The sequence below is a fragment of the Streptomyces sp. NPDC026417 genome (assembly GCF_055567695.1).
On record NZ_JBVHPY010000051.1, the window covers coordinates 1 to 12,574 of the forward strand.

At 61.1% G+C, this 12,574-nt stretch carries 8 protein-coding genes and 5 pseudogenes; 2 read left to right on the forward strand and 11 right to left on the reverse strand.

Annotated elements, in window-relative coordinates:
- Positions 1 to 304: 304 nt before the first annotated feature.
- The 5 genes and pseudogenes from ACZ4NT_RS37365 to istA all read right to left on the reverse strand — a co-directional run bounded on the left by ACZ4NT_RS37365 (position 305) and on the right by istA (position 4,786).
- Positions 305 to 619 carry a hypothetical protein gene (locus ACZ4NT_RS37365; RefSeq protein ID WP_467729801.1) on the reverse strand — a complete coding sequence of 105 codons (315 nt, stop codon included), beginning with the start codon at positions 617 to 619 and terminating at the stop codon, positions 305 to 307.
- Positions 606 to 1,940: an RNA polymerase sigma factor gene (locus ACZ4NT_RS37370; RefSeq protein WP_467729803.1), complete on the reverse strand. Its 1,335-nt coding sequence runs from the start codon at positions 1,938 to 1,940 to the stop codon at positions 606 to 608. Before ACZ4NT_RS37370 ends, ACZ4NT_RS37365 begins: the two co-directional genes overlap by 14 nt.
- The gene (locus ACZ4NT_RS37375) at positions 1,874 to 2,212 is read right to left on the reverse strand and encodes a YciI family protein (protein ID WP_467729805.1); all 339 of its coding nucleotides are present in this window, start codon (positions 2,210 to 2,212) and stop codon (positions 1,874 to 1,876) included. The genes ACZ4NT_RS37370 and ACZ4NT_RS37375 overlap by 67 nt, the downstream gene beginning before the upstream one ends.
- Before the next feature lie 129 nt (positions 2,213 to 2,341).
- Positions 2,342 to 3,157 (reverse strand): IS21-like element helper ATPase IstB, encoded by an 816-nt coding sequence (gene istB, locus ACZ4NT_RS37380; protein WP_467729807.1) that lies wholly within the window; start codon positions 3,155 to 3,157, stop codon positions 2,342 to 2,344.
- Positions 3,154 to 4,786: pseudogene (istA, locus tag ACZ4NT_RS37385) on the reverse strand (IS21 family transposase). The gene istB and the pseudogene istA overlap by 4 nt, the downstream one beginning before the upstream one ends.
- A 378-nt stretch (positions 4,787 to 5,164) precedes the next feature.
- Between istA and ACZ4NT_RS37390 the strand changes: the two are divergent.
- Positions 5,165 to 5,376, forward strand: a pseudogene (locus tag ACZ4NT_RS37390) (hypothetical protein); the annotation flags it as partial.
- 71 nt (positions 5,377 to 5,447) lie between these two features.
- A pseudogene (locus ACZ4NT_RS37395) lies at positions 5,448 to 6,258 on the forward strand (IS5 family transposase).
- Positions 6,259 to 7,351: 1,093 nt separating this feature from the next.
- Here ACZ4NT_RS37395 and ACZ4NT_RS37400 read toward each other — a convergent pair.
- From ACZ4NT_RS37400 to ACZ4NT_RS37425, 6 genes and pseudogenes are all read right to left on the reverse strand, one after another.
- Positions 7,352 to 7,696 (reverse strand): annotated as a pseudogene (locus tag ACZ4NT_RS37400) (transposase); the annotation flags it as partial.
- 196 nt (positions 7,697 to 7,892) lie between these two features.
- Positions 7,893 to 9,422: a hypothetical protein gene (locus tag ACZ4NT_RS37405; RefSeq protein WP_467729809.1), complete on the reverse strand. Its 1,530-nt coding sequence runs from the start codon at positions 9,420 to 9,422 to the stop codon at positions 7,893 to 7,895.
- Positions 9,423 to 9,518: 96 nt separating this feature from the next.
- Entirely contained in the window at positions 9,519 to 10,187 is a 669-nt protein-coding gene (locus ACZ4NT_RS37410; protein WP_467729811.1) for an HAD family hydrolase, read from the reverse strand.
- The gene (locus tag ACZ4NT_RS37415) at positions 10,184 to 11,215 is read right to left on the reverse strand and encodes a nucleoside hydrolase (protein WP_467729813.1); all 1,032 of its coding nucleotides are present in this window, start codon (positions 11,213 to 11,215) and stop codon (positions 10,184 to 10,186) included. Before ACZ4NT_RS37415 ends, ACZ4NT_RS37410 begins: the two co-directional genes overlap by 4 nt.
- Entirely contained in the window at positions 11,212 to 12,087 is an 876-nt protein-coding gene (locus ACZ4NT_RS37420; RefSeq protein ID WP_467729815.1) for a hypothetical protein, read from the reverse strand. The genes ACZ4NT_RS37415 and ACZ4NT_RS37420 overlap by 4 nt, the downstream gene beginning before the upstream one ends.
- A 180-nt stretch (positions 12,088 to 12,267) precedes the next feature.
- Positions 12,268 to 12,574, reverse strand: a pseudogene (locus tag ACZ4NT_RS37425) (hypothetical protein); the annotation flags it as partial.

Here is a 12,574-nt window from a genome sequence, read left to right on the forward strand (position 1 = left end):
GGGCAACGGGGTTCACCAGGCCATGCTCGGCATCGCCCGGCTCTACAACCTGGCCCTCACCGGATAACTCACGGCCCATACGGGACAACCTCTAGCTAGACCGTGTCCTCGACGGTGAGGTGGACCATGTTTGTAGCAACACGGGGCGGCTGCCAGTCTGAGAACGGCCTGGCTTCGTTCACGTTCAGCAACAGCGTTTGTGGGTGAGTTTCGGCTGCAGTTGGTGATCACTGGGCTTGTGCTTGTCCATGAGAAATGACGGCGCTGCTTCGGCGGGAGGCAGGCCGTGGCGCTCGGCAGCGGGTTATGAGCTGAGGCTGTTCAGTGCGGCTTCGGCCAGGTTGGGCCACTGAGCTGCGTGTGCGTGGGGGACGGCGACCCAGTCCCTGAAGGGACGGTGCTTCCCCGACGGGTCGAAGAGTTCAGCCCCGGTCAGGGCGAGGGCTTCTGCGTGGGTGGGGGTGCCGTCGCCGAGTTTGAAGGCGAGGTAGTCGTCCTTGAGGCAGGCGAAGGCCTTGCCGTGAGCCTTGAGGGCGCGCTTGCCGAACATCGCACCGGCGGTAGCGCCGTGGTGGGCGAGGTCGGCAGCGATGTCGTCGAAGAGTTCATCGGGGGTCATGGGTGGGTCCTTGGTCGGGTGAGGTGAGTTGGTTGCGTCGGCGCAGGAGGTAGTCGCGTTCGGCTTGGTTCCCGACGTAGGCGAGTGCGGTGTCGTAGGCGGCGACCGCTTCGGTGGTGCGGCCGAGGCGGCGCAGGAGTTCGGCGCGGGCGGCGGGCAGCAGGTGGGAGCCGGCCAGGTGTCCGTCTTCCTGGAGCTGGTCGAGGATGCGCAGGCCGAGGGCGGGTCCGTCGGCCATGGCGAGGGCGATGGCCCGGTTGAGTTCGACCATCGGTGAGGGGGTTGTCTGGGCGAGCAGGCCGTAGAGGGAGGCGATCTGCGGCCAGTCGGTGGCCTGTGCGGTGAGGGCGTCGGCGTGCACCGCGGCGATCGCTGCCTGCAGCGCGTAGGGTCCGGGCGACTTGGTGCGCAGGGCGGTGATGACCAGTCGGCGGCCCTCGGCGATCTGCTGTTGGTCCCATAGGGTGCGGTCCTGGTCTTCGAGCATTACGAGCTGTCCGTCGGCGGTGGTGCGGGCGGGGCGGCGGGCGTCGGTCAGCAGCATCAGCGCCAGCAGCGCGGTGGCCTCGGCTTCGCCGGGCAGCAGGCGGTGCAGGGCGCGGGCCAGTCGGATGGCCTCCTCACACAGCTCTGGGCGGATCTGCGTGGGTCCGGCGGTGGCCGCGTATCCCTCGGTGAACAGCAGATAGAGCACTGCCAGCACGGCCGGCAGCCGCTGGGGAAGTTCCGTGCTGTCCGGGACGCGGTAGGGGATGGCGGCGTCGCGGATCTTGCGCTTGGCCCGCACGATGCGCTGGGCGATGGCTGGCTCGCTGACCAGGAACAGCCGGGCGACCTCGGGCGTGGACAGGCCGGCCAGGCAGCGCAAGGTGAGCGCGACCTGAGCAGGCCGTGCCAGGGCGGGGTGGCAGCAGGTGAAGAACAGCCGCAGCCGCTCATCGGGGATGTCGCCCTGTGCCGGTTCGGGTGGCGCTTGAATGTGGGCCATCGTGGTCTCCGTTCGCAGCAGCGCGAGCTTGCCGGCCAGGTTCTGCTCGCGGCGGATGCGGTCGATCGCCGCGTTACGGGCCACCGTGGTCAGCCAGGCGGCCGGGTGGTCCGGGATGCCGTCGGCCGACCAGCGCCGTACTGCCTGCAGGCAGGCATCGGCGAGGGCCTCCTCGGCGACGTCCAAGTCGCCGAGGAGGCTCACCAGCCGGGCCAGGACCCGGCCGTGCTCGGCTCGGAAGATCTGCCCGAGCTCCTCGCCGCCGGTCAGGTGGGCATCACCGGACGCACCTCCACCGTGCCGTGACTCGCGCCCGGGCAGCGCGCTGCCCATGCCAGCGCCTCGTCCAGGTCCGCGCACTTCAGTACGAAGAATCCGCCCAGCTGCTCACGGGCCTCGGCGAACGGGCCGTCGGTGACCAGGCGCTCGCCCTCACGGACGGCCACCGTGGTCGCGGTGGCCGACGGCTGCAGCTTCTGGCCGCCTCGCATCACACCTGCCTGCACGGCTGCGGCGGCGTAGGCGTCGTAGTCCTTGCCGAGCTGGTCCCAGTCGACCTCGCCGTCCTTCGACTCGTCCCGATAGATCAGCACCACGTAGTCCATGATCAGGCCTTTCCTTGCGCTTTGCCTTCTGGCGGCCGGTGGCCGCGTCGCTGGAAGGACGAACCAGCAGTGGCCGGATCGACAGCAGACGCCATGGGAATGCTGTGAGGCCAGTCACACCGTCTCGGGTCACGCTCGGCAGCCGGTCAGCCGGCGGTTGACCTGCTCGTGAGCTCGTGCGCGGGTCTGGGCAAGGCGGTAGGAGTCGGTGCCGGTCTCGATGATGGTGCCGTTGAAGGTGAGCCGGTCGACGATGGCCGCGCAGAGCCGGGGATCGGTGAAGGTCTTGGTCCAGCCGCCGAACGACTCGTTCGAGGCGATCGCGACGCTGTTCTTCTCCTCCCGCTCGGTCAGAACCTGGAACAGCAGTTCGGCGCCGTGGCGGTCCAGCTCCATATAGCCCAACTCGTCGATGCAGAGAAGATCGACGCGGCCGTAGCGCGCGATGGTCTTGTTGAGCTGCTTCTCATCAGCGGCCTCGACCAGCTCGTTCACCAGCTTCGTGGCGAGGGTGTAGCGGACGCGGTAGCCCTTCATCGCGGCCTCGGTGCCCAGGGCAATGAGCATGTGGGACTTGCCGGTGCCGGAATCCCCGATCAGACAGAGCGGCTGACTCTTCTTGATCCACTCGCAGCTGGCAAGAGTGTGGATCGTGGCCGCGTCGATGTTCGGGTTGGCGTCGAAGTCGAAGGCCCGCAGGGACTTCTCCCGCGGGAAGCCGGCCGCCTTGATCCGCCGTTCCGAGCGGCGCCGTGCCCGGTCGTCGCATTCGGCCATCAGCAGCTCGGCGAGGAAGCCGCGGTAGGTCATCTGGTCCTTCATCGCCCGGTCGGCGATCTCGTTGAACTCATTTCTGATCGATGGCAGCCGCAGCATGCGACAGGCGGTGTCAATGGCGGCGTCGGCGGCCTGCTCGGTCAAGCCTCGCTGGCGGGGCAGGGTCACTGCGCTTCTCCCTCTCGGTGGTCTGCGCCGCTGACGCGACGATGTCGGAGCAACTGGTCATAGGGGGTCACCGACGGCAGCGGCCGGGTGTCCGGAGGGAGATGAGACAGCTTCCACTCGTGCAGAGACGTCACGTTCGCCGACGAGTTGGCGGGCGATGGCCGGCTTGCCGGGTCGGGTTCGGTCTCGGCTTGGGCGGCCTTGCGGGCCTCCAGCGCGACGGCATCAGCAGTCATCGCCCCCGCCCGCAGGGCCGCAGCCAGTCCTGCGACGACGTACTCGTGCGGCAGGTGCCGACCAAGGAGCAGGACCTCGATCAACGCGCGGGTGCCGTCCCGCTCGCCGTGGATCTTCTGAGCCTGAGCCCACCAAGCGTCGTGGACAGGGGTGAATTTGCCTGCCGAGCGGGCCTGTTCGAGGGCGGTGGAACCGGGAAACGCGCCGGGCTTGCGGACCAGGACCTCCAGGTAGTGATCCAGCTCCAGGCGGACGGCGCCCTTGGCGATGAGTCTCTCGTGCCTGGCCACTTCCACGTTCTGGTCATAAACCACCAGGTGAGAAGCATGCAGGACGACTCGCACCCGCTTGCCGATCAGCCGGATCGGCACCGAGTAGCGGTTGGTGCGGACGGGAATCTGGCCATAGCGGTCCACCCTCGGCCTGAACAGCCGGCCCGTCTCGAACGGCTCCTCGGGCAGGGGCATCAACAGCGGCTGTTCGAGCGCGAAGCACTCGGCGACAGTCTTGGACCGGGCACCGATGCGGCGTGCGTCGTCCTGCCGGTCCCACTGCTCGACCATTTCGTTCAGCTCGGCGAGCTAGGACACTTCGGGGACGGGAACGAAGTGGTTGCGGCGGAAGTAGCCGATCTGGCCTTCGACACCGCCCTTCTCGTGGGCGCCGTCGATACCGGGCTGGCAGTAGAAGCTCTCGATACCGAAATGCGACCTGAACGCAATCCACCGGTCAGCCTCGACCCTTGCCCGGCTCAGCTCGAGCACCCTTGCGACGGCGGCCTTGAGGTTGTCGTAGCGCACCTTGCTCCGCGGGACGCCGCCCAGTGTCCGAAGCGCGTGGACGTGACCTTCGAAGAACGCTTCCTGACCGCAGAAGGCGAACACCCGGTGGACGGCCTTGCCCGAATACGACAGCCGGAAGGAGAACAAATAGCAGGTCACCAGCTCGCCTGCCAGCCGCACCGTCACGTCACCGAAGTCGACTTCCGCCTCGTGACCGGGCTGGTGGGTCTGCGGGACGAAGGCCTCCAGCGGTGCCTTGCCGGACGCGACCAGAATCTCCGGCTTCCGGCTGGCGACGTAGTAGCGGACCATCCCGTAGGAGACGTCCGCCCCATGTTCCTCGACCAGCCGGTGGAAGATCCGCGTGACGGTATGACGCTGCTTGCGTGGCGCATCCAGGTCCGTCCGGAGGATCTCGTCGATCACTGGCTTGTACGGATCCAGCCCGCTCGCCCGGGGCGGCAGCTTCTTGCGCGGCTCCGGCCAGGCCGAGTCCAGTGCCTTCCGCACCGTTCCGCCACGTCACGCCGTGCTTGCGCTCAAGCTCCCGCATCGACATACCGCCGCGGTGGTCACGCCGGATCGCCGCGTACAGCTCGACCCTCGACATCCGCGGCATGACCAGCACCTTTCACCAGGAGCATCCCGATGCTGCCCTGGCAAGAACCCCGGTGCCTCCCAAACTCGTCAACACCACCAATCCGTGTATCGAGGCGCCTCCCGAACTCATCGACAAGCGACGTCGCTACTGCTCGACAAAGCCAACGGCCACAGCCACTCATCCACTCCCACCACATGACAGCTAGAACGGACGAGGGTGAGGCGTTCCTACAGCGCGGAAGTGGCCCGTGATGGCGCACTGCGGATGATCGGCGGCGAGAACCAGGCGACCGCCGAGTGGGGGGATATTCGTCGCCTTCGACGCTGACGTGACCAGCGAGGCGTACCAGGCTCGCGAACCTTCCGTTGCTGGAGCGTTCGCTGCCCACTGGGCGACGCGACCTTCAGGGCCTACTACGACAAGAAGATCGCCCAGTGCAAACATCACACCCAAGCCCTGCTCTGCCTCGCCAGGCGCCGGCCAACGTCCTCTTCTCCATGCTCCGCGACTGCCCCAGCCAGCAACTTCGGGCTGACTCAGCACCCACGCCACACACCGGGCAGTCACGTTCATCGGCTGAGCCGATTACGACCGGGTGACCATAGAAGTCGCACAGACGCATGCCCTCACCAGCCGCCCCCCAGACACCGCCGTTCTTGACCTGCGCAAACTGCTGACGTGGGAAGTCGATGACGAGTTGTGGGCGGTCATCGAGTCGCTGTTGCCGAAGGTGGAGCGTCGGGCCCTGCATCCGGGGCGCAAACGGCATCCGGACCGGTGGGTTCCAGGGCATCTTGGTCGCGCTGCACACCGGGATCGCCTGGGAATACCTGCCGCAGGAGCTTGACTTCGGCTCGGGCATGACCTGCTGGCGGCGCCTTGCGGAGTGGACCGAGGCCGGTGTGTGGCCCCGGCTGCACGAGGTCCTGCCGGCCGAGCTTCGCGGCGCGAACGCGCTCCGGACTTCTCCCGGGCGGCCGTGGACGGATCCCGCATCCAGGCGTTAAGGGGGGAGTCAACACAGGGCGAAGCCCTGTGGACCGGGGCAGGTCGGGCAGCAAACATCACCTGATCACCGATGCCACCGGCATTCCGCTCGCCGTCACACTGACCGGCAGCAACCGTAACGACGTGACGCAGCTGATCCCTCTTGCTCGAGGCCGTGCCGCCGGTGCGGCCGGCCTCGGCGTCGCCCCGATGTGGTGCTGGGCGACCGTGGCTACGACTACGACAAGTACCGCCGCCTGGTCCGCGCTCTGGGCGTGAAACCGAATGATCGCCCGCCGCGGCACCGAGCACGGCCCTGGCCTGGCCTGGGCACCCAACGCTGGGTCGTGGAACGCGCCCTTGCCCACCTGCATCGGTTCCACCGCCTACGCATCCGCTGGGAGATCCGCGACGACATCCACGAAGCTTTCCTCACCCTCGGATGCGCACTCATCTGCTGGCGACGGCTGAAGTCATTCCGACAGGAGTTCTAACCCGTTTCCAGCGACATGACCTCGATGTCGGGAGTCGGCGGCAGGACCGGAGCCCGCATCCTGACCGAGGTAGACGACGGCAGTATCTTCCCCCTCCACCGGTCACCTCGCCGCCTTCGCCACCTACGCTGTTGTCGCTCCGGCGCCCCGTAGTTCCGAAGCGTTGATCGGCGGCAACCAGCCTTCGTAGCGGGAGCGACGAACTGCGTAACAGAGTCAGACAGCACGCGATCCTCGCCCAAAGGATGGCCGAGGATTGCGTGCGAGACCAGAAAGTCCCTTGAATTGAGGATGAAAAATTGAGCTCAAATAAAGGTCCTATTTCGAACCCTCGCGTATGGCGTCAATTAATAGTTGGCGTATGGACTTGTCGTTCCAGAGTGCTTCCAGGACCCATAATCCGTATAGGTCCAGAGATCCAGCCGTGCCCGCCTACTGCTGGAATCTTCAACTGCGTAAGAATAACAGTCTGAGGCCACGGAGCTAGTCCACCCGGTGCATGACCATGAACTATTGAGGCCGTCAATGCTTGCAGTGGCTTGCAGGTAGATCTTGTATCCATTGGGATTCAAGATAGTGGCGTGGGCTTGCTTGACCCACTTCCCCTGAGAGAGGTAGGAACTGATACAGACTCTCGACTTTATCCCATCGGGCACCCCGGGATGGCTAACGTAAGCACCACAAGTCTCTCCGGCTGCGCTAGCTTCCGGAGAAGATATTGCAACACCAGATAACGCAACCAATCCCGCAAAGAGCACGCCGGTCAGTTTACGCCTCACGCAAATCACCCCTTAGTTAATTTGCTAAAAACCCTTCAATCGGCTGACTCGATGGACTTCTACCGATAACAAGAGGATCGACTAATTGGCCATCTGAACCTAGAGTGATTGCAACTCAAGGCTTGGCACCTTGAGCTAACCTGTGGGCGCCGAGCGCCGACATCGGTCGATCTGTCAGACTTCGGTGTAGAGGACTTGTCTGAGAGCTTGCCCATGAGATGGTCGTTTCGAATCGTTCGGGCTGACAAGCAAGAGTTGCTGTAGACGCCGAGGCGTCGTTATGCAAGATTTTCATCTGGCGCGCGACGTATTGTGGGCTGGAAGTACCATCCGCGGAACGGATCGTGTTTCGTTTGGTGGCCCGCGCGACCATGGGCTTCAGTCCTTCGCTGTCGTGGACGTTCGCGGCGGAGATGCCAACGAGGAGGGGCAGTCGGTTCGTGTCCGACGTCGTCGAGCCGGTGCAGGACCGCCTCGTGAAGCCGACCCCAGACACCGGCTCTCGACCAGATCAGAAACCGACGGTGAGCGGTCGACTTCGATATTCCGAAGCGCGCGGGCAAAGAACGCCAGGCGCAGCCGCTGACCAGGACGTAGTCGATGCAGAATGTGACCCGGGCGGCGACAGTCCGGGGGCGACTTCTCCCAAAAAACACCAACGCCAGTGAACGTCACGACTGCTTTGTGGATTTCGCCCGCACTGTCCGGCCGTGCAAACGACCTGACCGTGCACCCACCAGATGCTCTGAGTGTGACCCTTCTCCGGTAAAATACTTGATAGTTCCTGCAGGAGCCAAGTCTTCCCCAGATCGGTTGCCAGTTAGGCCTTCCGATCACAAAAGGGAGCTGCCACTTTCAGAGAAGTGTAGAAGAATCAGAAAACCTAGCCTGCAGGGACAAAATTGCCGACAGTTCGAAAGCTCTATCAATTCGGTACATGCGATAAAGTTCTTTGGAAATCCAACTTTGAACTTTCATGGCCTCCGGAGGGAGGTCTGAGTTTACATACCCACATGCTCGATGCAAACTGCGGCGCACTGCATTATCGATTCTTGGAATGTTTTCAAAACGGATAAGCGTTAGGACTGCGTAGGAGGTTTCTAGGAGGTTGGAATATCCGGTTGAGCCCCACCCTCCATCCTTGTGCTGTTCCCTAAGTACGGCTAGTGCGGCGTTAGTGATCGAGTCCACGTATCGGTGATCCCCCTCCAATGCGATCACGCAATGCAAGGTGGTATAGAGCCACGATCTATTCCATTTATCATGCGGCCACCGCCCGTCATTTTCTTGCCGCTCGGTAATATATTTCACGTAAGGATCAATTGAGCGCCCATTGAGTTTTAGAACATGCATGCATCGGGCCGTTAGGCTGGGCGAAGAATGCAGCTCGCCAGGGTATGCCGAGAAATGGCTTCCATTGTCAAAAATGGCCAGGAGATTAACACTCGCATCGATACCCAGAGAGTGAAATACCGCTAGGGCTGCGCTAGTATCATCGCCGTCTTCCAGGAAGTAGTCACTCATTCCGATTCCTGTTTTCTTGAGGGACCTCCTCAATCTCTTGGCGGACTGCCTGGTGACGTCTTCGAAGCGAGCGTCACTAAGTAGCCCGGCAAGCATGAGCCCGTATAGGATGAATGCCACCTCGAAGTTTGTGTGTGGCCAGCCGACTGGATAGACCCCTCTCGAGAGGGAGGCTGTTGCCCTGGAGGATGCCTGGAGATATCCGCGACACAGTGCAGTGAATTCGACATTTTGAGGATTTCCTTGCTCCTGCTGTATCCAGGCTGCAGTGGCACTCGCACTATGACCTACGCTTCCGATCCCATCTATGAATTCAGAGGGGAGCGGGCCTTCTTTCCATGATTCCCAAATGTGAAGCCACGGGGCTCCTGGCCTCAGGGGAACTGACTCGATCGCCTTCTTCTTTCTAGCAGCGATTTCTTCGAGCTGTCGATATGGAAGTGTTGATTTTACCAGGTGAGCTCTTTTCAGGTGGTTATGCAATGAGGGAGCGATCACTTCTGCTCCAACCGGGAGATCACTTCCGCCGATCTGTAGAGATTGCAAGGGCAGGTCAGAGTTATCCAAGTAGGTAAGCCCCGCACTTATAGATTCCTGCGCGGCAGGACAGTTTTTCCCGCTCGCAAGTGCCAGGATGGCAGCCATGGTGGGTACTTCACGATAAAGAGGAGTCAAGGGATCTCCCCATCCGCCATCCGGGAACTGTTTTGACATCAGCCAGCTAGAGAACTCTTGCCATTCATCAACCCCTAGGTTGTAGGCAACGGTCGCTGAATCATATAGAGAGGGGCTAATGAGGCCTCCACCGTTTCCGGCATCGCTGATTATTTTCCGCAATTCTCGAATGTGATTTTCAATCATTGTGTCTCGCCAAGTTTCGGATTACTGGAGAGGGGTGAGTGGTGATGCCTACTTTCATTAGCGAAACCTTGGGCGGGAAGCCTCCGTATCCGGGATCTATGTGGAAAGTATGTCCGTGACGGCCTCGGACAGGCTGGATATTTTCCGAGGATGGCGATCTTTACTATTTGCGCGATCAAGGAAGTAGCCTGTCATGCCAGCCTTTTCGGCGGCCAGGACGTGTTCGAAGGTATCGTCGACAAAGGCACATTCGTCGCATCGCAGGCCGAGGAGGCCGGCGGTGCGTGCATAGGCCTGGCGATGTGGCTTTCGTATGCCAAGTACGTGCGCTGGCACGCTAACATCGACGAGGTGTGACAGGCCAAGAGATTTCAAAGAGTCTTCCAGGCTTGCGAGTGTGAAGTTGGACAAAACTGCGACCTTCATTTTGCTCAATCGCAGCGCCTCAAGTGCTGGGCGGGCATCAGGGAAGGGCTCGAGGAAATCCGTGTAGTCTTTATCCTGCAGCTTATTGGACTGGTGGACAGGGAGGGAACTCTCTCGAGCTACGTATCTCCAAAAAGCAGGCCAGAACTGTTTTTCTTCCTCAATGCTTCTGGGAAAACTTCCCTGAGCTCCCCAGGAGTACCAGAGCTTCCACATATGAGGCACGCTGAGTCCAAGAGAATGGAAATGCCGCTCAGCCTCCTGGCGGCGCGGTTGTGCCAGGACCCCGTCCCGGTCAAGGATCACCCCGTGGAACTTACTTTCCAGTTTCAGGCTCACGTTACGCTCCGGCAAATGTCGCGCAGAAATCGCTGGCGCAGGCCCCGTGGATCGATGTGGTGCACAACCGCAGCATTGCAAGGCTCTCTTCGGAGTATTTCATGGGAATGGTGTCGGACTTGCGCTTCCCCGGGCTCAAGTGAAGCTAAGTCGCTGAGTTCACGATCTGTGGCAATCATTGCTATGCGTTCTCCCGGGGTTGTACCGATAACCGTCTGTCCACGTGTAAGGTGCTCATCAAGGGAAATTCTTACTAATGCCGACTGAGTTCGCGCCAGGGCAGGGATGAGGCAGTACATGGCTGCTGCCACATCAGGCAGTGTGGCGAGGTAGCGGTCACTGTAGGCGGCCTGCGCGTGATAATACTTTCGCAACATTCGAGTCAATTGACGGTCGGTGGGGGAGTTTCGAACGCTTAAAGCGCGCAGATCATCTGGAGTATAAGTGAGGACACGTGCCACGTCCGAGGTAAAGAGCTCTATCGGAAGTTTCTGTCGAAATACGACGTCGGCTGCTTCGGGGTCTTGCCATATGTTGTAGTCGGCTACTGGAGTTCTGCTTCCGCATCGCCATGCGCCTCCATGCACGATGATATGGGAAAATCTCTTCAGCAATTGAGGTTCGTGGCTGAGGATGTGGGCGAGGTTAGTGAGTGGCCCCAGGGTCAAGAGCGTGACGTTACTGAAAGTGTCAGTGATCCAGCGGTAGACATCAAGCGCGGATTGCTGCTCTAGGTATTGGGATGCGCCGGGAATGGGTGGGCCAGCGCGGCCATGCAGCATTTCACCTGTTGTGCTTCGCATGCGTTTCAAGGGGTGCGCGGCGCCTTTCCCTACCGGCACCCTGCTGTAGCCAAGGTATTCTAACCAAGCCTGGCAGTTGGCTGTTGCGCTCCCCACGGCGGTGTTGCCGGCGACTGTTGTCACGCCCGTCAACTCAGCGTCCACCTCGGTCTGTGATAGAAGCCATGTGAGTGCTACGCAGTCATCGACTCCGAAATCAGTGTCGACCAGCAGATGCACAGTCATTGATTCGCATCCGTTTCAGGTGAGGGCGGGACGTCGGGGTACCAGTAAGGCCCGACTCGGCGCCCCAGGCCGATGGTGGGGCCGCTCAGCCACAGCTGGGGTTCATCGAGGACCGCAGCTTCTCGACCTGTCTTGTCTGCGATCCAAGTGGTCCGCTGGAATGCAAAGTCGTACAGGATCGTCCGAAACTCATCCTCGGCTATAGCGAATCCTGGCCGCGTCCTCCAGTAACAATGAATCTCATCAAATAGAATTGGTGGCAGGTGATCGAGGGCTACCATAACCTTGCCGAAGCTGATCAGGATTTGAGCCAATGGAATTTCTTCTCCAAATATGGAGGTGATGAGTTGATTTCGAGATCTTACGCCCTTCGCGGCGGCTGCAGCGAAATAAGACTTCCATAAGTCTTCATAGCTAAATGTTGCATAGATCCAGATGGTTCGGTCGGAGGAGGTTTTAGTTTTCGCAAAAATCTCGGAAGAGATCGCCTTCAATTCACCCGGAAGGTCTCCTCCGGCCACCAGTCGCACTGCACAGTCAATTTCGTGAAATTTCTCTAGGGATTGCTTTTCGATCAGCTTAGAATACCAGCTTATGGCATGCTTTCTATAGAATCCTTTCTCGGCAAAAATTTGAGGCCTGCCAGACGGGAGAATCAGGTGCCTGACGCCACAGTTAAACATCTTACTTGCGGAGCTCACTAGGTCCTTGATTTGCCTCTGGGGGTAGGTTGCATCCACCGCATTCCCATTTAGCAAGGCGGATCGGCGCGTTCCGCCAACGGCAAATATTACCGTGGCTGGACATGAGCGTCTAATTATCTCTATGTCAGCCTTAAGGAATTCCGTCAGGGGGGTCTCGCTCGTATTCACGTTATTTACCCTATCTGAGTGGGTGCGGGTTCGTGCTGCGGAGATTCGAGGCTGCTTAGAAGAAAATTCGGCTTCGGTGACGCGATCTTTGCTGTCCAGGGCCGCGGCGTGCACTCTCGATGCGAGTAGCAAAAGCTGAGAATGTGAATTCTTCCTGTCGTGGCCTCCGGGTTGCGGTGGTCAAACTTTTAACAGGTTTTCCCTATCTTCCTCGTGGGCTTCTTCAGGCATCACTCCACAAGGCGAGCGAACCTCTGCGGTTGACTGCTCTTGGACCTGTAACCAGGACTCGTCTCTGGCAGACGTAGCCACCGCCAGATCGGTGGCCGTTCCGAGGGGGCCCAATATTTGGTGGGCGATGTCCGGGGCGGTCAGGCCGATCTCCGCCATGGCCTCCTTGCGGGAGGCGTGGTCGAGGAAACGCGGCGGGATGCCGAAGTCGCGCAGCGGCACGTCGACACCGGCGTCGCGCAGGGCCTGCGCGATC